At 71.3% G+C, this 18284-nt stretch carries 18 protein-coding genes; 12 read left to right on the top strand and 6 right to left on the bottom strand.

Translation table 11 applies throughout. From position 1 onward, the window contains the following. The first annotated feature begins 138 nt into the window (after nt 1-138). From ACR3IO_RS08355 to ACR3IO_RS08370, 4 genes are all read left to right on the top strand, one after another. Nucleotides 139-1284: an ABC transporter substrate-binding protein gene (locus ACR3IO_RS08355; RefSeq protein ID WP_434070734.1), complete on the top strand. Its 1146-nt coding sequence runs from the start codon at nt 139-141 to the stop codon at nt 1282-1284. Between the two features lie 14 nt (nt 1285-1298). Beyond that, nucleotides 1299-2498, top strand: a complete 1200-nt coding sequence (locus ACR3IO_RS08360; RefSeq protein ID WP_434070735.1) for an ABC transporter ATP-binding protein — start codon at nt 1299-1301, stop codon at nt 2496-2498. A gap of 2 nt (nt 2499-2500) precedes the next feature. After that, entirely contained in the window at nt 2501-3415 is a 915-nt protein-coding gene (locus ACR3IO_RS08365; RefSeq protein ID WP_434070736.1) for an ABC transporter permease, read from the top strand. Nucleotides 3416-3543: 128 nt separating this feature from the next. Next, nucleotides 3544-4305, top strand: a complete 762-nt coding sequence (locus ACR3IO_RS08370; protein ID WP_434071164.1) for an ABC transporter permease — start codon at nt 3544-3546, stop codon at nt 4303-4305. A 72-nt stretch (nt 4306-4377) separates the two neighbouring features. Here the strand turns inward: ACR3IO_RS08370 and ACR3IO_RS08375 are convergent, their stop codons facing one another. Continuing rightward, nucleotides 4378-5367, bottom strand: coding sequence for an asparaginase (locus ACR3IO_RS08375; RefSeq protein WP_434070737.1), 990 nt, complete (start codon nt 5365-5367; stop codon nt 4378-4380). A gap of 4 nt (nt 5368-5371) precedes the next feature. Next, on the bottom strand, nt 5372-6748 hold the full coding sequence (gene gabT, locus ACR3IO_RS08380) for a 4-aminobutyrate--2-oxoglutarate transaminase (RefSeq protein WP_434070738.1): 1377 nt from the start codon (nt 6746-6748) through the stop codon (nt 5372-5374). Nucleotides 6749-6885: 137 nt separating this feature from the next. Here gabT and ACR3IO_RS08385 point away from each other — a divergent pair, with 137 nt between their 5' ends. Then, nucleotides 6886-7362: an OsmC family protein gene (locus tag ACR3IO_RS08385; RefSeq protein ID WP_434071165.1), complete on the top strand. Its 477-nt coding sequence runs from the start codon at nt 6886-6888 to the stop codon at nt 7360-7362. 25 nt (nt 7363-7387) lie between these two features. On the opposite strand, the gene ACR3IO_RS08390 is transcribed toward ACR3IO_RS08385, so the two are convergent. Next, nucleotides 7388-8287 (bottom strand): hypothetical protein, encoded by a 900-nt coding sequence (locus ACR3IO_RS08390; RefSeq protein WP_434070739.1) that lies wholly within the window; start codon nt 8285-8287, stop codon nt 7388-7390. 64 nt (nt 8288-8351) lie between these two features. Next, nucleotides 8352-9134 carry a lysophospholipid acyltransferase family protein gene (locus ACR3IO_RS08395; protein WP_434070740.1) on the bottom strand — a complete coding sequence of 261 codons (783 nt, stop codon included), beginning with the start codon at nt 9132-9134 and terminating at the stop codon, nt 8352-8354. A 93-nt stretch (nt 9135-9227) separates the two neighbouring features. On the opposite strand from ACR3IO_RS08395, the gene ACR3IO_RS08400 reads away from it, so the two are divergent. The 6 genes from ACR3IO_RS08400 to ACR3IO_RS08425 all read left to right on the top strand — a co-directional run bounded on the left by ACR3IO_RS08400 (nt 9228) and on the right by ACR3IO_RS08425 (nt 14783). Next, a complete protein-coding gene (locus ACR3IO_RS08400) occupies nt 9228-9866 on the top strand; it encodes a hypothetical protein (RefSeq protein ID WP_434070741.1) in 639 nt (212 codons plus the stop codon). A gap of 33 nt (nt 9867-9899) precedes the next feature. Beyond that, nucleotides 9900-10985: a 1-deoxy-D-xylulose-5-phosphate reductoisomerase gene (gene dxr, locus ACR3IO_RS08405; RefSeq protein WP_434070742.1), complete on the top strand. Its 1086-nt coding sequence runs from the start codon at nt 9900-9902 to the stop codon at nt 10983-10985. A gap of 57 nt (nt 10986-11042) precedes the next feature. Continuing rightward, nucleotides 11043-12368, top strand: coding sequence for a M50 family metallopeptidase (locus ACR3IO_RS08410; protein ID WP_434070743.1), 1326 nt, complete (start codon nt 11043-11045; stop codon nt 12366-12368). Between the two features lie 115 nt (nt 12369-12483). Beyond that, nucleotides 12484-13692: a sensor histidine kinase gene (locus ACR3IO_RS08415; RefSeq protein ID WP_434070744.1), complete on the top strand. Its 1209-nt coding sequence runs from the start codon at nt 12484-12486 to the stop codon at nt 13690-13692. Next, a complete protein-coding gene (locus ACR3IO_RS08420; protein WP_434071166.1) occupies nt 13689-14351 on the top strand; it encodes a response regulator in 663 nt (220 codons plus the stop codon). Before ACR3IO_RS08415 ends, ACR3IO_RS08420 begins: the two co-directional genes overlap by 4 nt. A gap of 129 nt (nt 14352-14480) precedes the next feature. Further along, nucleotides 14481-14783, top strand: coding sequence for an SHOCT domain-containing protein (locus ACR3IO_RS08425; protein ID WP_434070745.1), 303 nt, complete (start codon nt 14481-14483; stop codon nt 14781-14783). A 63-nt stretch (nt 14784-14846) separates the two neighbouring features. Here ACR3IO_RS08425 and ACR3IO_RS08430 read toward each other — a convergent pair whose 3' ends face one another. Further along, the gene (locus ACR3IO_RS08430) at nt 14847-16103 is read right to left on the bottom strand and encodes a low temperature requirement protein A (protein WP_434070746.1); all 1257 of its coding nucleotides are present in this window, start codon (nt 16101-16103) and stop codon (nt 14847-14849) included. Between the two features lie 91 nt (nt 16104-16194). Then, on the bottom strand, nt 16195-17379 hold the full coding sequence (locus tag ACR3IO_RS08435) for an acetyl-CoA C-acetyltransferase (protein ID WP_434070747.1): 1185 nt from the start codon (nt 17377-17379) through the stop codon (nt 16195-16197). A gap of 130 nt (nt 17380-17509) precedes the next feature. On the opposite strand from ACR3IO_RS08435, the gene ACR3IO_RS08440 reads away from it, so the two are divergent. Next, entirely contained in the window at nt 17510-18283 is a 774-nt protein-coding gene (locus ACR3IO_RS08440) for a CoA transferase subunit A (protein ID WP_434070748.1), read from the top strand. Nucleotide 18284 lies beyond the last annotated feature (1 nt).

Raw genomic sequence — 18284 nt, forward strand, 5'->3', positions numbered from 1 at the left:
AATTGCGCACCGCAGTGTGGCAGTATCGACGCACCCCATGGCAACGTCGCTGACCCGAATGGAGCACCCGTGAACGCTCGGCCCCTTCCCCAGGATCCGATGATCCGTTCGCTCATCGCACGCGCCCGAGCGTCGCAGATGAGCCGCCGCACGATGCTCGCCGGCGCGGGCGCCGGTGCATCGGCCCTCGCTCTCGCCGCATGTTCGACCGGCGGTGGCGTGACCAAGCCCACCCCGGCAGCCGACAAGTCCGCGAACGACAAGACGCTCAACTGGGCGAACTGGGCCGCTTACATCGACGAGGACGACTCGGGCAACTACCCGACGCTCCAGGCGTTCGAGGAGCAGACCGGCATCAAGGTCAACTACGAGGTCGCCGTCGACGACAACAACACGTACTACGGCAAGGTCAAGGACCAGCTCGCGCTCGGCCAGGACATCGGGGCCGACACGGTCTGCCTCACCGACTGGATGGTCGCCCGATGGATCCGCTTCGGCTACACGCAGGAGCTGAACCACGACAACATCCCGAACCTCGCGAACCTCGAGCCGGCGCTCCGCGACCCCGACTTCGACAAGGGCCGCCAGTTCTCGCTGCCGTGGCAGGGCGGCTTCGCGGGCATCTGCTGGAACAAGGAGGCCTACCCCGACGGCCTCGCCACGGTCGAAGACCTCTGGGCGCCCGAGCTCAAGGGCCGCGTCGGCGTGCTCTCCGAGATGCGCGACACGATGGGCCTGATCATGCTGCAGAACGGCGTCGACATCGCCGGCGACTGGGGCGACGCCGAGTACGACGCCGCCATCGAGGTGCTGACCGAGCAGGTCGAGAGCGGCCAGGTGCGCAACATCAAGGGCAACTCCTACCTCGAAGACCTGAAGAGCGGCGACACTCTCGCCGCGATCTGCTGGTCGGGCGACATCACGGTCATCAACGCGGAGGCCGGCGACAAGTGGGAGTTCGCGATCCCCGAAGCGGGCGGCACGCTCTGGAACGACAACTTCCTGGTGCCGGTGGGCTCCACGCGCAAGACCAACGCCGAGACGCTCATGAACTACTACTACGAGCCCGAGGTCGCCGCCGAGGTCGCGGCCTGGGTCAACTACATCACGCCCGTCGTCGGCGCGAAGGAGGCGGCCGCGGCCATCGACCCCGAGCTCGCCGACAACCAGCTCATCTTCCCCGACGAGCAGACGCTGTCGCAGGCCCACATCTTCCGCTCGCTCTCGGGCGCGGAGGAGCAGAAGTACCAGGCCCAGTTCCAGAGCATCCTGCTCGGCGCCTGAGAGAGACCGACACCATGGCTGTACGCGAATTCGCCGAGCGGGGCGCAGACCTCGAACTCGTCGGCATCCAGAAGCGCTTCCCAGGGTTCACCGCGATCCAGGACATGGATCTCACGATTCCCGCCGGGTCGTTCTTCGCCCTGCTCGGTCCCTCGGGCTGCGGCAAGACCACCACGCTCCGCCTCGTCGCCGGACTCGAGGAGCCGACGCAGGGCCGCATCCTCATCGGCGGCAAGGACGTGACCTCGACGAGGTCGCACGAGCGCCCCGTCAACACGGTCTTCCAGAGCTACGCGCTCTTCCCGCACATGAGCATCATCGAGAACGTGGCGTTCGGCCTCAAGCGTCGTCGCATCGGCGATCCGCTCGGCAAGGCGCACGAGGCGCTGCGCCTCGTCGAACTCGATCACCTCGCGCAGCGGCGTCCGCAACAGCTCTCCGGCGGCCAGCAGCAGCGCGTCGCCCTGGCGCGCGCGATCGTCAACCGCCCCGCCCTGCTGCTGCTCGACGAGCCGCTCGGTGCCCTCGACCTCAAGCTCCGACGCCAGATGCAGCTCGAGCTGAAGACGATCCAGGAGGAGGTCGGCCTCACCTTCCTCCACGTCACGCACGACCAGGAGGAGGCCATGACCATGGCCGACACGGTCGCGGTCATGAACAAGGGCGCCATCGAGCAGATGGGCGCACCCGAGGCGCTCTACGACCTGCCGCGAACCGTGTTCGTGGCGAACTTCCTCGGACAGTCGAACCTGTTCACCGGGGAGGTGGTCGGCGCCACCGACACGGCCGTCTCGGTCGATGCCGGCGGCTCGCGCATCGTCGTCCCCAAGGCCAGGGCCGCACGCCACAACGGCACCGTGACGGTCGGTGTGCGTCCCGAGAAGGTCACGCTGCACACCGAGGCGCCCGCCGAGACGCCCGACCGCAACGTGGTCGGTCCGGGTCGCGTGCTCGACGTGTCGTTCTCCGGCGTGAGCACGCAGTACCTCGTCGACATCCCGGGCCACGGCACCGTGCTCGTCTTCGCGCAGAACACGGGAGCCGGCCCCAGCGTCGGCCTCGGTTCGGAGGTCTGGGCGAGTTGGCGCGTCGAGCACGGGTTCGGACTCGTCGACGGCCCCGGCGACGCGGAGCGGTTCGCGGCCGACGACTCGACGACCGCCATCGCCGCGCAGCGTCGCGACGACCTCGTCGCCGAGCTCGAGGAGGGCTGAGCATGGCCTTCGCCGCGTTCTCGACCGCGGAGGCCCCGACCCAGCAGGCACCGCGCAAGTCGAGCCGAATCGCGCTGTTCCTGCTGCTGCCCGGCATCCTCTACCTGGTGCTGTTCTTCCTCACGCCGCTCGTCTCGCTGCTGCTGACCTCGTTGCAGGCGCCCCTCGAATACGGCGACATCGGCCAGTACCAGTACGCGTTCAACTGGCAGAACTACGTCGACGTGATGACCGCGTACTGGCCGCACATCGTGCGCTCGTTCGGCTACGCGCTCACCGCGACGGTGTTCGCCCTGCTGTTCAGCTACCCGTTGGCGTACTTCATCGGCGTGACGGCGAGGAGGTGGCCGCTCCTGCAGAGCCTCATGCTCGTGCTGGTCATCGCCCCCTTCTTCATCAGCTTCCTGCTCCGCACGCTCGCCTGGAAGCAGCTGCTCTCCGACGAGTCGTTCGTGATCACCTCGCTCAAGGCGCTCTCGCTCCTGGCTCCCGACGCGCACTTCACCGGTACGCCGTTCGCGGTGATCTTCGGCCTGACGTACAACTTCATCCCGTTCATGGTCCTGCCGCTCTACACGACGCTCGAACGACTCGACCTGCGCTACCTGGAGGCGGGCAGCGACCTCTACGCGAACCCCTTCACGGTGTTCCGCAAGATCACCCTGCCGCTGTCGATGCCGGGCATCGTCGCGGGCACGCTGCTCACGTTCATCCCGGCGGCGGGCGACTACGTCAACGCCAGCCGGGACTTCCTCGGAGGACCCGACACGCAGATGATGGGCAACGTGATCGAGGCGAACTTCCTCGTGCTGCTGAACTACCCGGCGGCGGCGGCGCTGTCGATCATCCTGATGGCGGCGATCCTCGTGCTCGTCGGCATCTACGTCAAGCGTTCCGGAACGGAGGACCTGCTGTGAGCGGAGAAGTGCAAGCCGCCGCCGTGCTCGGCGGGTTCAGCGAGAGCGAGCAGACCGAACCGCGTCGCAGGCCGCCGCGGCCACGACGGGTCGGCCTCGGCGCCTGGCTGCTGCCGACGTACGCCGTCATGGCGTTCGTGTTCCTGCTGATCCCGATCGTCTACACGTTCGTGTTCTCGTTCAACGACTCGGTGAAGTCGAACATCGCCTGGCGCGGGTTCACCTTCGACAAGTGGCTGAACGTCTGCAACGTCGAAGGAGGCGCGGTCTGCCAGTCCTTCGCCAACAGCGTCATCATCGGCATCGTGGCCACGCTCATCGCCACGACGCTCGGCACGCTGATCGCGATCGCGCTCGTGCGCTACCGGTTCCGGGCGCGTTCGGTCATCAGCCTGCTGCTGTTCCTGCCGATGGCCACGCCCGAGGTCGTGCTGGGCGCCGGACTCGCGGCGCAGTTCCTCGCGGTGGGCGTGCCGAAGGACATGACCACGATCATCCTGGCCCACACGATGTTCTGCATCAGCTTCGTGGTCGTGACGGTCAAGGCGCGCGTCGCGAGCCTCGACCCGGCGCTCGAGGAGGCCGGTCGCGACCTCTACGGGTCGCCGTCGCAGGTGTTCTGGCGGGTCACGTTCCCCCTGCTGCTGCCGGGCATCGTGGCGGCCGCGCTGCTCTCGTTCGCCCTGAGCTTCGACGACTTCATCATCACGAACTTCAACTCCGGTTCGGTCTCCACGTTCCCGAAGTACATCTACATCTCGGCGTCGCGCGGCATCCCCGCCGAGGCCAACGTCATCGCCTCGGCGGTGTTCCTCTTCGCGATCGTGCTCGTGATCGGCGCACAGGTGTCCCGTGCGGCGCGCGCGAAACGGCTTGCGAAGCTCGGCTGACCCGAACCGAGCAGCACCGCGGATGCCGCGCCGGAAGCCCGTTCCGGCACGGCATCCGCGGGAGCGGGACGCTCAGATCGTGGCGCGGATCTCGCCGACCCGGCGCTCGCCGCCCATGATCCAGAGATCGAGTTCGGTGGCCACCCGGTCGACCGCGCCGTCGTCGACGGCTCCGGCGTCGGCGAGGAGGCGGAGCGCGATGATGGTCGAGGCGCGCGAGGAGCCGTCGAGCACCTTGAGCGCCGTCGTCGTGCCGTTCGGCGCGGTCATCACCATGACGCCCTCGGCGCCGAACTTGGCGAACACGCCGAGGCGCTCGATCGCGACGGTGTCGGGCTGACCGGGGCCGGCGATCGCCCAGGCGTTCTCGCGGACGCCCTCGGTGAGCGCGGCGGCCTCGCGGAAGAGCGCGAACGGCGACGACGGGGCCGCGGTCGTGATCTTCTGGATGCCGCGGGCGAGCCCGGTGAGGCTGACCGCGTGCACCGGTGCTCCGCAGCCGTCGGGCGCGGTCGCCGCCGGGCGCTCGCCCGTGAGCCGCTCGAGCACGTCGAGGATGCGCTTCTGGAGCGGATGCGCGGGGTCGAGGTAGCCGTCGAGCGGCCATCCGTTGGCCGAGCAGGCGAGCAGCATCGCCGCATGCTTGCCCGAGCACGTCATGTAGACGCGCTCACGTGGGCCGCCCGATCGCGTGAACTCGTCGCGCGAGGTCTGGTCGAACGGCGCCGACGGCGGGCAGCCGAGGGCGGACTCGGGGAGGCCGTCTCGAGCCAGCAGGCCGCGGACGAGCGCCACGTGCGCGGCGGTGCCCGAGTGGCTGGCGGTCGCGATCGCGGCATCCTCGCCCCGGAGGGTGACGCCGGAGGCCATCACGGCCACGGCTTGGAACGGCTTCATCGCGGAACGGGGGAAGACGGGCGTCGCCACGTCTCCGAGGGCGCGCAGCTGCTCGCCCTCGGGTGAGAGCACGACGGCGGAGCCGGCGTGCCTGGACTCGGTGAAACCATTGCGTTCGACCACGGCGAGTTGGACGGCGTCTGAGATGGAGAAGGTACCGGTCACCGGATCAACCGAGTGCCGCGAAGCCGTCGTCGAGCACGTGCAGGGCGTCCTCGATGAGCGCATCGCTCACGGCGAGGCTCGGGAGGAAGCGCAGCACGTTGCCGTAGGTGCCGGCGCTGAGGAGGAGCACTCCCTGCGAGGCGGCGTACGCGACGAGGGAGGCGACGGCCTCGGGGTTCGGCTGCTTCGTGGTCGTGCCGGTTCCGGGCTGGACGAGTTCGATCGCGATCATCGCACCGAGGCCGCGGATCTCGCCGATGACGTCGTAGCGCGTCTTGAGGTGCTCGAGGCCCGCGGTGAGGGTCTGCCCGATGCGCGTCGCCTCGTCGAGGAGGTGGTTGGCCTCGATGGACTCGAACACGGCGACGGCCGCGGCGCACGCGACGGGGTTGCCGCCGAAGGTGCCGCCGAGTCCGCCCGCGTGCGCGGCATCCATGATCTCGGCCCGGCCGGTGACGCCGGCGAGGGGGAGCCCCCCGGCGATGCCCTTCGCGGAGAGCACGAGGTCGGGCGTCCAGCCGAAGTGCTCGCTCGCGAACCAGCGTCCGGTGCGGGCCATGCCCGACTGGATCTCGTCGGCGATCATGACGACGCCGTGCTCGGTGCACCAGGCCTGCAGCGTGGGGAGGAAGCCCTCGGCGGGCACCATGAAGCCGCCCTCGCCCTGGATCGGCTCGACGACCAGGCAGGCGAGGTCGCTCGCACCGACGACCTTCTCGAGGTACGCGATGGTGCGCGCCGCGGCATCCGCGCCGGAGAGGCCGTCGCGATAGGGGTAGGAGCTGGGTGCGTGGTAGACGTCGCCGGCGAACGGGCCGAAGCCGGTCGCGTACGGGTGGGCCTTGTAGTTCATGGCCATGGTGAGGTTGGTGCGCCCGTGGTAGGCGTGGTCGAGCACGGCGACCGCGCGGCGACCGGTGTACTTGCGGGCGATCTTGACGCCGTTCTCGACGGCCTCGGCGCCCGAGTTCACGAGCACGGTGCGCTTCTCGTGCGTGCCCGGCGTGTGCTCGGCGAGGAGTTCGGCGACGCGCACGTACTCCTCGTACGGCGTGATCGTGAACAGCGTGTGGATGACGTCCTGCAGCTGGGCCGCGGCGGCTTCGACGACGGATGCCTCGGTGTGGCCGATCGTCGTCACGCCGATGCCCGCGCCGAAGTCGATGAACTGGTTGCCGTCGACGTCGACGAGCACGGCGCCGTTCGCGCGCGAGATGTAGACGGGCAGCGCCGACGAGACCCCGGCGGAGACGACCTTCGCGCGTCGCGCGTGCAGTTCTTGCGACTTCGGTCCGGGGATCGCCGTCACGATGCGGCGCTCCTGCGGCACCGAGTAGACGGGTGCGGCCTGGGTCTCTACGGGTGTCTGGATGTCAGTCATGATGCCTTCCAGACTAGCGCCGGAGCGTCGGTGCGCGCGGGCGATCGAGGCGTTCGCACGCGACATCCGGATGCCGCCGCTAGCGTGGACCGGGTCGCGGATCACGTCCGACCGCGCGGAGCGAACGGAGTCGCATGATGCTCGGCGAACACGCCTACGCCGTCGACGTGGAGTGGACCGGAGCCCGCGAAGGCGGCACGACCGGCTACCGCGCGTATGGCCGGGACCACCTGCTGCGGGCGAAGGGCAAATCCCACGTCATCGAGGGATCCAGCGACCGCGTGTTCCACGGCGACGCCGAGCGGTGGAACCCGGAGGAACTGCTCATCGGCGCCCTCAGCCAGTGCCACATGCTCTCGTACCTGCACGTCGCGACCCTGCACGGCGTGGTCGTGGTCGGCTACACGGATGCCGCGACCGGCGTCATGGTCGAGGACGGCCGCGGCGGCGGTGCGTGCCGCGAGGTGGTGCTGCGACCGCGCGTGGTGGTCGCCGACGCCGCGATGGCCGCACGCGCGCTGGAGATCCACGCCGAGGCCGCGGCGAAGTGCTTCATCGCGGCATCCGTCGCCTTCCCGGTGCACCACGAGCCCGAGGTGCTCGTCGCCGACTGAGCACGGCCCGCCGGCCGGCGGATCGTCAGGGCGTCACCTCGACCGCGGGCAGCGTCGGCTCGACGGGGCAGGCGTGACCGCCGACGAGCCGTGTGCACGGCTCGAAGAACGCCGGGTACCGCTCGGCGGTCGGGTCGCCGAACCAGCGGTGCCAGAGGCGCCAGAAGTTGAGGTTGCCGTAGGCGCCGCATCCGTCGCCGCCCTCGGGGTCGGCCAGGGTGGCGGCGTTGGGCTGGTACGGCGTGTAGTTGTAGAGGTTCGCGGTGGCCTGGTTGCGGATCTCGACGGTGCTCGCGCCGCACGCACCATCGGGGTTGTAGCCGATGTCGGTGGCGCCGACCATGTACCGGCGCTCGGGGTGCTCGGTGTACTGGCGGAACTGCCAGGCGGCGTTGTACACCTGGTTGAAGAACCCGAAGTACTCCTGGTCGCAGTCGGCGGTGTCGGGGCACGCGTAGCCGGTTGCGCGCAGGTAGCCGTCGGCGGTGGGCCTGGTGAGCAGCGACTGCTCCTTCTGCAGCAGCACGAGGAGCGTGCGCGGGCTGATGCCGCAGGCGGCCGCGACCTTCGTGATGATGCGGCTGGCGGGCTCGTCGGCTCCGCCCCGGTACTCGCCGCAGTGACGTCCGCCGACGGCGGGCGTCGTCGTCGTGGTCTCGGTGTACTCGGCCGGGCAGTCGACGCCGACGTCGGCGCGGCACGGCACCTGCTCGAGGAAGGCCTGGACCTCGTCCTCGTTCATCGCGTCGCTGTTGTAGAACGCGTCGTCGCTCACGATCAGCCCGGGATCGAACTCCGTCGCGGGAGGCTCGGGGAGGGTGCGATCCACCTGCAACGGGGTGGCGGGGGCGGAGACGCAGCCGGCGAGGGTGAGCAGGGCGACGACGGCCGTGGTGACACGTGCGAGGCGGCCGACGGTGCTCATCCGCTCGACCCTATCGGCCCGGCGCTCGTGGGTGCTGTGAATCGACCGGATGTCGCGAGGTGGTTCAGAGGCGCTCGCGCGGGACGACGCGGTCGGCGAGCTTGGCGAGCGCGCCCTGCGGCGGCGTCTCGTTGTAGGTGCCCGCGAGTTCCTGTTCGGTGAGCGCGTGGATGGCGGCCATGATCTCGTCGGTCGCGGCACGGCGTGCTCGCCCCGAGGTGGCGGCGCCGTGGCCGGAGACGTCGATCGGGGCGCCGAAGCGCACGGTGACCGGCCGGACCCGGGGCAGCTTGGCGCCGACCGGCTGGATCTCCTGGGTGCCGATGAGCCCGACCGGCACCACGGCGGCGCCCGTCTGCAGGGCGAGCCAGGCGACGCCCGTGCGGCCGCGGTAGAGGCGGCCGTCGATCGACCGCGTGCCCTCGGGGTAGATGGCGAAGGCGTTGCCGGCCTCGAGGATGCCGCGGCCGGCGTCGAGCGCGGCCTGCGCGTCGGCTCCGGCGCCGCGTTTCACGCCCACCGCGCCGATCGCCGTGAAGAAGGTGCGCGAGACCCAGCCGCGAAAGCCGGTGCCGGTGAAGTAGTCGTCCTTCGCGAGGAACTGCACGGGGCGGGGCGACGCGAGGGGGATCACGACGCTGTCGATGAACGAGAGGTGGTTGCTCGCGAGGATCACCGGGCCGTGGGCGGGGATGTGCTCGGTCCCGGTGATCTTGGGCCGGTAGACGGCGAGCGCGACCGGGCGCAGGATGCCGCGGATGATGCGGTACGCCGGGCCCTGCCGCACGGATCCCGTGGCGATCGGCCCTGATTCGCCGTCGGTTCGGCCCTCGTCGTGCTCTGTCACCCTCCGACCCTAGGCGGCGCACCATTCCAGGGCCGGCATATGGCTTGCAGGGTCGACGGCGCGTCGGCGCCCGCCGTGCGCCAAGATGGAGGCGTGGACACGATCTCCGACGACGAGCCGATCGTGCTCGGCGAGACGGGCATCCGGGTGCGCGTCGTGGCGGGATCGCGTCGGCAACCGGGTCCCGATGCGGTGCTCCGCGCGCTCATCGCCGAGTCCGCTTCGGTGCCCACCGACGACGTCGAGCTCGTGCACGCCTGCGAGGACTGCGGCGTCCGCCACGGCCGGGTCACCGTCGCCTACCCGCTCACGCCGTCAGGCGCACCGCGGTACGGCGATGTCGCGATCGAGGGCGATGCGATCGTCGCGGCGACCGGCACGCGGCATCCGCTCGGGGTCGCCGTCGAACCCGCCGTGCTCGTCGTCGGCGAGGGCATCGACGAGGTGGCCCTGCATCCCGACGAGCGGATGGTGCTCCGTTCGCTCGGCGCCGAGGAGGCCGCGCTCGCCAGGGCCGCGCTGTGGGCGCGCAAGAACGCGCTGCTGCGGGCGCTCGGGCACAGCGACTTCATCGAGCCCTCGCGGCTGGCGCTCTCCGCCCCCACCGAGGACGGCGGCATCGGGCGCATCGAGCGCAGCGTGCCGGAGTTCGGGTCGTTCTGGCGCGACGTCGTGTTCCACGACGTGCCCGTGCCGGGGCGCCGGGCGGCATCGGTCGCGGTCATCGGCTGACCCGCCTCGGCGCCGCGACCGTACAGTGGGGGTGTGCGTTCAGTCATCATCCTCGGCTCCACCGGTTCGATCGGCACCCAGGCCCTCGACGTCATCCGCGCGAACCCGCGCCGCTTCGAGGTCGTCGGCCTCGCGGTCGGCTCGAATCGGGCGGCCCTCGAGGCGCAGGCGGCCGAGTTCGGCGTCGAGAACACCGCGGTCGGCATCGACGAGGCCGCGCAGCTCGTGCGGGACGTCGACGCCGACGTGGTGCTGAACGGCATCACCGGATCGGTCGGCCTCGGTCCGACCCTCGCGACGCTCGAGCGGGGCACGACCCTCGCCCTGGCCAACAAGGAGTCGCTCATCGTCGGCGGCGCCCTCGTCACGCGCCTCGCGCGGCCCGGGCAGATCGTGCCGGTCGACTCGGAGCACTCGGCCATCGCGCAGGCCCTGCGATCGGGCACCGACGACGAGGTGCGCCGGCTCGTGCTCACCGCGTCGGGCGGTCCGTTCCGCGGGCGGCGACGCGAGGAGCTCGCAGACGTCACGCCGGCGCAGGCCCTCGCGCACCCGACGTGGGACATGGGCCTGGTCGTCACGACGAACTCCGCGACGCTCGTGAACAAGGGGCTGGAGGTGATCGAGGCGCACCTGCTCTTCGACGTGCCCTACGACCGCATCGACGTGACCGTGCACCCGCAGTCGATCGTGCACTCGATGGTCGAGTTCATCGACGGCTCGACGATCGCGCAGGCCTCCCCGCCCGACATGCGGCTGCCCATCTCGCTCGGACTCGACTGGCCGAACCGCGTGGCCGCCGTCGGTCGGCCCCTCGACTGGACGGTCGCCTCGTCGTGGACCTTCGAGCCGCTGGACCACGAGGCGTTCCCCGCGGTCGCGCTGGCCAAGCAGGTCGGCCGGGCCGGCGGCGACTACCCGGCGGTCTTCAACGCCGCCAACGAGGAGGCCGTCGCGGCGTTCCACGCCGGGCGCATCGGGTTCCTCGACATCGTCGACACCGTGCGCGCGGTCGTCGAGGCGCACGAGTCGCCCGAGTCCGCGGTGAGCGTCGCCTCGCTCGCCGAGTCCGAGCGCATCGCCCGCGCCGCGGCGAACGCGCGCATCGCGAGGCGCTGACCCGGGCTCCCAGCGGAGCGTCAGCGGACGCAAAGCCTTCGGCAGTACGCTCATCGGGTGGAATCCGTGCTGCCGTTCATCCTCGGCGTGGTCGTCATCGTTCTCGGCCTCGCCGTGTCCATCGCGCTGCACGAGATCGGGCACCTGGTTCCCGCGAAGCTCTTCGGCGTCAAGGTCACGCAGTACATGATCGGCTTCGGCCCGACGCTGTGGTCCAAGCGCCGCGGCGAGACCGAGTACGGCGTGAAGGCCATCCCGCTCGGCGGCTACATCTCGATGATCGGCATGTTCCCGCCCGCGAAGGGGGAGCAGGTGCACGCCGACTCGACCGGGTTCTTCAAGGGCCTGGTGCAGGATGCGCGCGACTCCAGCCAGGAGTCGATCACGCCGGGCGACGAGCGGCGGGCCTTCTACCTGCTGCCCGTCTGGAAGCGCATCATCGTCATGTTCGGCGGCCCGTTCATGAACCTCGTGCTCGCGGTCGTGATCTTCGGCGTGCTCCTCATGGGCTTCGGCGTGCCGCAGTCGACGACGACCGTCGCCTCCGTGAGCGCCTGCGTGCTGCCCGCCACGAGCGAGCGCCAGACCTGCGAGGCGGGCGACCCGGCGGCGCCGGGCGCGGCGGCCGGGCTGAAGCCCGGCGACACCCTCGTCTCGATCGACGGCGAGCCCGTCACCTCGTGGGAGGCGTCCACCGCGATCATCCGCGCGAACCCCGGTGAGGACCTCGTGTTCGTCGTGAAGCGCGACGGCGCCGAGCAGTCGCTCACGGTCACGCCCTCGCTCAGCGAGCGCTACGTGGTCGGCGACGACGGCAAGGTCGTGACCGACGACTCGGGCGACCCCGTGACCGTCGACGTCGGCTTCGTCGGCATCGGCCCGACCAGCGCCCGCGTGCAGCAGTCGGCCACCGCGGTGCTGCCCGCGGTCGGCGAGAACATCGCCGGCGTCGCCGGCATCATCGTGAACCTGCCGCAGCGCATGATCGACGTGGCGAACGCCGCCTTCGGCCCCGAGGAGCGCGATCCGAACGGTCCGCTGAGCGTGGTCGGCGTGGGCCGGGTCGCCGGCGAGGTCGCGGCGGCCGATCAGCTCGCGGGCGTCGACAAGGTCGCGGGCCTGCTCGGCATCCTGGGGTCGCTGAACATCGCGCTCTTCGTCTTCAACCTCATCCCGCTGCTCCCGCTCGACGGCGGGCACATCGCCGGCGCCCTGTGGGAGGCGATCCGTCGCGGATTCGCCAAGCTGTTCGGGCGTCCCGACCCGGGGCCCGTCGACATGGCCAAGCTCATGCCGCTGACCCTCGGCGTCGTCGTGGTGCTCGGGGCGATGAGCGCGCTGCTCATCTACGCCGACCTCGTGAAGCCGGTGCAGCTGTTCTGATCGCATCGTGCTCCGCCGTCGCCGCGTTCCGGGCGATCACCTACTCCGACGGGAGTACGCCGTGAGGCGCCCCGCGGAGGATTCGGGGCGCGCCTGGCGGCGATACGATCCGGAGATGCACGCGCCGCCCTGGGAGGTCCGATCCGGTTGGACCGGTCGCCCCGGAGCGGACGGCCGGCCCGGCGGGGACTGGGGCGGCGAACGCTTCCGGCCGCCTGCGATGTTCCGGCTGCTCGCCCCGGTCGTCATCAGCCTGCTCGTGCAGGTGCCCGCGGCCATCGGCATCGCCGTCTGGACCGATGCCGGCTGGGCGGCGGGCATCGGCCAGGTGCTGCTCGCGCTGGCCGGACCCGTCGCGTTGCTCGCCATCCGGCGATGGCCCGGACCGGTCGTCGCGTTCGTCGCACTCACCGCGCTCGCCGACCTGCTGCTCGCGCCCGACCTCGGTCCGCCCTACATCGCCCTCGCGTTCGCGATCGTCATCGCCGTCGCGCGCGGCGCCGTCGTGTGGGCCGCGAGCGCGGTGGTGGCGGCGTGGGCCGTCGCGATCGTGCTCATCACCGTGATGGGCCAGCCGTGGCATCCGTTCCGGGCGGCGATCACGACGCTCGCGCTCGCCGTGTGCTTCGGCATCGGTGCCTTCGTGCGCACGCGCGCCGAACGCGTGCGCCAGTACCGCATCGAGGCGCTGGCGAGGCGTCAGACCGCCGAGGAGCGCGAACGCGTGCGCATCGCCCGCGAACTGCACGACGTGATCGGGCACGCGCTGTCGCAGATCAACGTGCAGGCCAGCGTCGGCCTCCACCTCATGGACGGCGACGCCGAGCAGGCCCGCACGGCCCTCGCCAACATCAAGTCGACGTCCAAGACGGCGCTCGAGGAGGTGCGCAGCGTCCTCGGCGCGATCCGCACCGACGCCGACGCGCCGCTCACGCCGCAGGCCGAGCTCGCCGAGCTGCCGCGCCTGGTCGCCGGTGTCGCCAGCCCCGACCTCGACGCACGCCTCGACGATCGCCTCGACGGCGACGCGCCCGGTCGGGCGGCCCAGTTCGCGGCCTACCGCATCGCGCAGGAGGCGCTCACGAACGTCGTGCGGCATGCGGATGCCGCGCACGCGATCGTCACGGTCGCCCGCGACGGCGACGAGCTGCGCCTCACGGTCGACGACGACGGCGTCGGCCCGGCCGCGGCATCCGGCGAGGGCAGCGGGCTGCTCGGCATGCGGGAGCGTGCGGCGCTCCTCGGTGGATCGGTCGAGGTCGGGCCCTCGCCCGAGGGCGGCGTGAGGATCGACGCGAGGCTGCCGTGGACGGCGACGCCGTGATCCGCGTGGCGCTGGCCGACGACCAGCTGCTCGTGCGCGCCGGCTTCAGCGCGCTGCTGCAGGCCGAGCCGGGCATCGAGGTCGTCGGCGAGGCATCCACGGGCGCCGACGTCCTCGAGCTCGTGCGCAGCCGTCCGGTCGACGTCGTGCTCATGGACATCCGCATGCCCGACGGCGACGGGCTCTGGGCGACCGAGCAGATCGCCGCCGACCCGGCGCTCGCGGCGGTGCACGTGGTGATCGTGACGACCTTCGAGCTCGACGAGTACGTCGCCCGCGCGGTGCGCGCCGGGGCGAGCGGGTTCCTCGTCAAGGACACCGAGCCCGTCGACCTCATCCGCGCGGTGCGGGTGGTCGCGAGCGGCGACGCGCTGCTCTCGCCCGGCGTCACCAAGCGGCTGCTCGAGCGCATGGCCACGGGCCTCCGCGACGCGCCCGATGCCGAACGTCTCGCCGCGCTCACCGACCGCGAGCGGGAGGTGCTCCGCCTCGTCGGCCAGGGGCTCACGAACGACGAGATCGCCGCCGAGCTCGTGCTCTCGCCGCTCACCGCGAAGACGCACGTGTCGCGCATCATGTCCAAGCTCCACGCCCGCGACCGCGTGCACCTCGTGGTGGTCGCGTACGAGTCGGGGCTCGTCGCGCCCGGCTGGCAGTAGGCGGGCACGGCCGCATGCTCCCGGGGGAGCAGGCGAAGTGCCTCCCGCCGGCGGATTCGCGGATGCCGCGGCCCGGCGAGACTCGGATCGACGACCTGAAGGGCAGGTCGCACGATCAAGGGACACACCATGCTCACCACCCTCGCCACCACCGCAACCGTGGCCGCGCACGTCGGACCCTGGGCGGCCGGTTTCGGCTGGGTCTTCTTCCTCATCCCGCTGTTCTGGCTGCTCGTCATCGGCCTCATCATCTTCGGCGTGAGCCGTCGACGCCGGGCCTGGGCGGCCGAGGGCTACGGTCCCGGTGCGCCGTGGGCGCGCGGCGCGAGCGCGGAGTCCACGCTCGCCGAGCGCTTCGCCAAGGGCGACATCGACGAGGTCGAGTACCGCGCCCGCCTCGAGGTGCTCCGGGCGAACCGGCCGAACGCCTGACCCGTCGCGTTCGAGGGGCGGATGCCGCGGCATCCGCCCCTCGTCGCGTCGGCCGGCCCGGGCTCAGTCGCCGAGCGCGCGGTGCAGGGCGGCCGCCTGGTGGCGGTGCCCGACGGTCTCGTAGCCGACCACGACGACGAACGGCGAGGCGGCGGTGATGAGGAGGCCGACGCCGAAGCTCGCACCCGCGGCGACCGCCACGACGGCGAGGACGAGCGCGACGAGGCTGCCGAGGAACAGCCAGATGTGGAACGGGTCGAACCGGCGGAGCAGGAACGAGTACACCGTGAAGAGCGCGACGAGGAAGATGCCGACCGGCACGACCACCGTGAGCAGCGCCGGGACGATGCCGATGTGGGCGACGCCCTCGATCTCGTAGGCGGCGACGTGCAGGCCGGCACCCGTCGCCGCGAGGGCGAAGAAGATGAAGTAGTGCAGGTAGCCCCACACGAATCCGCGTTCGCGGAAGCGGGTGAGCACCTTGCCGGACGGCATCGTGAAGTACACCCACCAGAGGCCGAAGACGAGTGCGGTGCCGGCGAATGCGAGCGTGACGGCCTCGACCGACCACTTCTGGGCCTCGATCACCGCCGAGACGGCGAGGATGGTGCCGAGCACGACCTCGCCGAGCGTGATGATGACGAGGAGCCCGTAGCGCTCGGCGATGTGATGCGCGTGCCAGGGCGTGCCGCCCTGCGGTCCGTGCTCCGCGACGTAGGGGACCACGAGCTCGAGCGCGATGAGCACCGCCGTGAACGCGAGCGTCGGGGCCAGCGGCAGGTTGACGAAGAGCAGCACCACCCAGCCGACCTGGACGGCCGACACCGACCACGCGTACGTGAGTGCGGTGCGCCGCCGCGACGGGTCGTGCTTCGCGGCGCGCAGCCACAGGGCGATCGTGGCCACGCGCATGACGACGTAGCCGGCGATCACGACGGCGTTGTCGACGTGCTCGCCCTCGTCGAGCGAGTGGAACAGCTGCGGCAGGCCGAGCGCGAGCACGAGCACGCCGAGCATCTCGACCATCGTCGCGACCCGGAAGAACACGTCGTCGTTGTCGTAGGCCGACGCGAGCCAGGAGTAGTTGAGCCAGGCCCACCAGATCGCGAAGACCGCGAACGCGAACCCGCCGATCGCCGGCCCCCAGTGCCCGAGTTCGAGCAGGTGAGCGGTCTGCGCTCCCGCCTGGCTGAACGCGACGACGAACATGAGGTCGAAGAGCAGCTCGAGCGGCGTCGACGAGCGGTGCGCCTCGTCGGGGTCGCGGCCCGTCATGCGTCGGAGCCGGTGGTCGAGCGGGGGATGCGCGGGCGAGCTCATGGCGACATCGTGCCATGACGCGACGCCGACGAGCGAGCGGATGCCGCGGCATCCGCTGTTCGTCGGGGTCGCGCGTGCTGCGCGGCGAGCGCTACCGCGAGAGCAGCAGAGCCTCGCCCTGCCCGCCGCCGCCGCAGAGGGCCACCGCCGCCGTGCCGCCGCCGCGGCGCGCGAGCTCGAGCGCGGCGTGCAGTGCGAGGCGCGCACCGGAGGCCCCGATCGGGTGGCCGAGCGCGATGGCGCCGCCGTGCACGTTGACCTTCTCGGCGTCGAGGTCGAGGTCGCGCATCGACTGCAGCGAGACCGCGGCGAACGCCTCGTTGATCTCGACGAGGTCGAGGTCGGACGCCGCGAGCCCGGCCTTCTCGAGGGCCGCGGCGATCGCGTTCGAGGGCTGGGAGTGCAGCGAGTTGTCGGGGCCGGCGACCTGTCCGGAGGCGCCGACGAGCGCGAGCCAGGGGAGTCCGCGCGATTCCGCCCAGTCGCGGCGTGCGACGACGACCGCGGCGGCCCCGTCGGAGATCGGCGAGGAGTTGCCGGCCGTGATCGTGCCGCCCTCGCTGAACGCGGGACGCAGGCGGCCGAGCACCTCGGCGGTCGAGTCGGGGCGCACGCCCTCATCGGCGGACACGACGATCGGGTCGCCCTTGCGCTGCGGCACCTCGACGGGCACGATCTCGTCGTCGAAGAGGCCCTGCGCGGCGGCCGCCCCGGCGCGCACGTGCGAGGCCGCCGCGATCTCGTCCTGCTCGGCGCGGGTGAGGCCGATGCGGCCGTTGACGCGCTCGGTGGACGCACCCATCGACTCGCGGTCGAAGGCGTCGGTGAGGCCGTCGTGCGCGGCGTGGTCGAGCATCTCGACGCTGCCGTAGGTCCAGCCCTTGCGGGAGCCCGGCAGCACGAGCGGAGCCTGCGTCATGGACTCCTGGCCGCCGGCCACGACGACGGATGCCTCGCCGAGGCGGATCAGCCGAGCGGCATCCGTGATCGCGGCGAGGCCCGACAGGCAGACCTTGTTGAGCGTGACGGCCGGCACGCGCCACGGGATGCCGGCCGCGACGGCGGTCTGCTTGGCGGGGTTCTGGCCGGCGCCGGCCTGCAGCACCTGTCCCATGACGACCTGGTCGACGTCGGCGGGGGAGACCCCGGCCTTCTCGAGCGCGCCGCGCACCGCGACGGCCCCCAGTTCGACCGCCGACCGGGTCGCGAGGTTGCCGCTGATGCGGCCGAACGGCGTGCGGGCGCCGGCGATGATGACGACATCGATGGTGGGCATCCGGGAGACTCCTTCGTCGGGGGTTGGCTGTGCGCTGGTTCCATCCTACGATTCGGTTAGGGAGCATTCACCGGATTCACGAAGTCCGTGCTGGATCGCCCCGTCATCGAGTCGACGAGGAGGTCGTGACATGGCACTCGACAAGGTCGTGGCGAGCGCAGCGGAGGCGGTCTCCGACATCGGGTCGGGCTCGAGTCTCGCGGTCGGGGGATTCGGGCTCTGCGGCATCCCCATGGTGCTCATCGACGCGCTGCTGGCGAGCGGCGTCGACGAGCTGAGCGTGGTGAGCAACAACTGCGGGGTCGACGACTGGGGCCTCGGCGTGCTGCTCGCCGCAGGTCGCATCCGCAGGATGACCTCGTCGTACGTGGGCGAGAACAAGGAGTTCGAGCGGCAGTACCTCTCGGGCGAGCTCGAACTCGTGCTGACACCGCAGGGCACGCTCGCCGAGAAGCTCCGCGCCGGCGGCAGCGGCATCGCCGCGTTCTTCACGCAGACCGGCGTGGGGACCCAGGTCGCCGAGGGCGGGCTGCCGCAGCGCTACGCGCCGGACGGGTCGATCGCGGTCGCGAGCCCGCCGAAGCCGGTGCAGACCTTCGAGGTCGCCGGGCGCGCGCGCGAGTTCGTGCTCGAGGAGGCCATCACGACGGACTTCGCGCTCGTGCACGCGCTCCGGGGCGACCGACACGGCAATCTCGTGTTCGACAAGTCGGCGCGCAACTTCTCGCCGCTCGCCGCGATGGCCGGGCGCACCTGCATCGCGCAGGTCGAGCACCTGGTCGAGCCGGGCGAACTCGATCCCGACGCCGTGCACCTGCCCGGGGTCTTCGTCGACCGGGTGGTCGTCGTCGGCCCCGACGTCGAGAAGCGCATCGAACGCCGCACCGTGCGAGAGGAGGCCTGAG

The organism is Agromyces sp. Marseille-Q5079 (assembly GCF_051016555.1).
GTDB lineage: Bacteria > Actinomycetota > Actinomycetes > Actinomycetales > Microbacteriaceae > Agromyces.

What these genes read in the sequence shown, in the direction of transcription:
- ACR3IO_RS08370 (WP_434071164.1), top strand. Translation starts at nt 3,544, where the DNA reads ATGGCGTTCGTGTTCCTGCTGATCCCGATCGTCTACACGTTCGTGTTC.
- ACR3IO_RS08435 (WP_434070747.1), bottom strand. Translation starts at nt 17,379, where the DNA reads ATGCCCACCATCGATGTCGTCATCATCGCCGGCGCCCGCACGCCGTTC.
- ACR3IO_RS08430 (WP_434070746.1), bottom strand. Translation starts at nt 16,103, where the DNA reads ATGAGCTCGCCCGCGCATCCCCCGCTCGACCACCGGCTCCGACGCATG.
- ACR3IO_RS08390 (WP_434070739.1), bottom strand. Translation starts at nt 8,287, where the DNA reads ATGAGCACCGTCGGCCGCCTCGCACGTGTCACCACGGCCGTCGTCGCC.
- ACR3IO_RS08440 (WP_434070748.1), top strand. Translation starts at nt 17,510, where the DNA reads ATGGCACTCGACAAGGTCGTGGCGAGCGCAGCGGAGGCGGTCTCCGAC.
- ACR3IO_RS08355 (WP_434070734.1), top strand. Translation starts at nt 139, where the DNA reads ATGAGCCGCCGCACGATGCTCGCCGGCGCGGGCGCCGGTGCATCGGCC.
- gabT (WP_434070738.1), bottom strand. Translation starts at nt 6,748, where the DNA reads ATGACTGACATCCAGACACCCGTAGAGACCCAGGCCGCACCCGTCTAC.
- ACR3IO_RS08415 (WP_434070744.1), top strand. Translation starts at nt 12,484, where the DNA reads ATGCACGCGCCGCCCTGGGAGGTCCGATCCGGTTGGACCGGTCGCCCC.
- ACR3IO_RS08385 (WP_434071165.1), top strand. Translation starts at nt 6,886, where the DNA reads ATGCTCGGCGAACACGCCTACGCCGTCGACGTGGAGTGGACCGGAGCC.
- ACR3IO_RS08425 (WP_434070745.1), top strand. Translation starts at nt 14,481, where the DNA reads ATGCTCACCACCCTCGCCACCACCGCAACCGTGGCCGCGCACGTCGGA.
- ACR3IO_RS08365 (WP_434070736.1), top strand. Translation starts at nt 2,501, where the DNA reads ATGGCCTTCGCCGCGTTCTCGACCGCGGAGGCCCCGACCCAGCAGGCA.
- ACR3IO_RS08360 (WP_434070735.1), top strand. Translation starts at nt 1,299, where the DNA reads ATGGCTGTACGCGAATTCGCCGAGCGGGGCGCAGACCTCGAACTCGTC.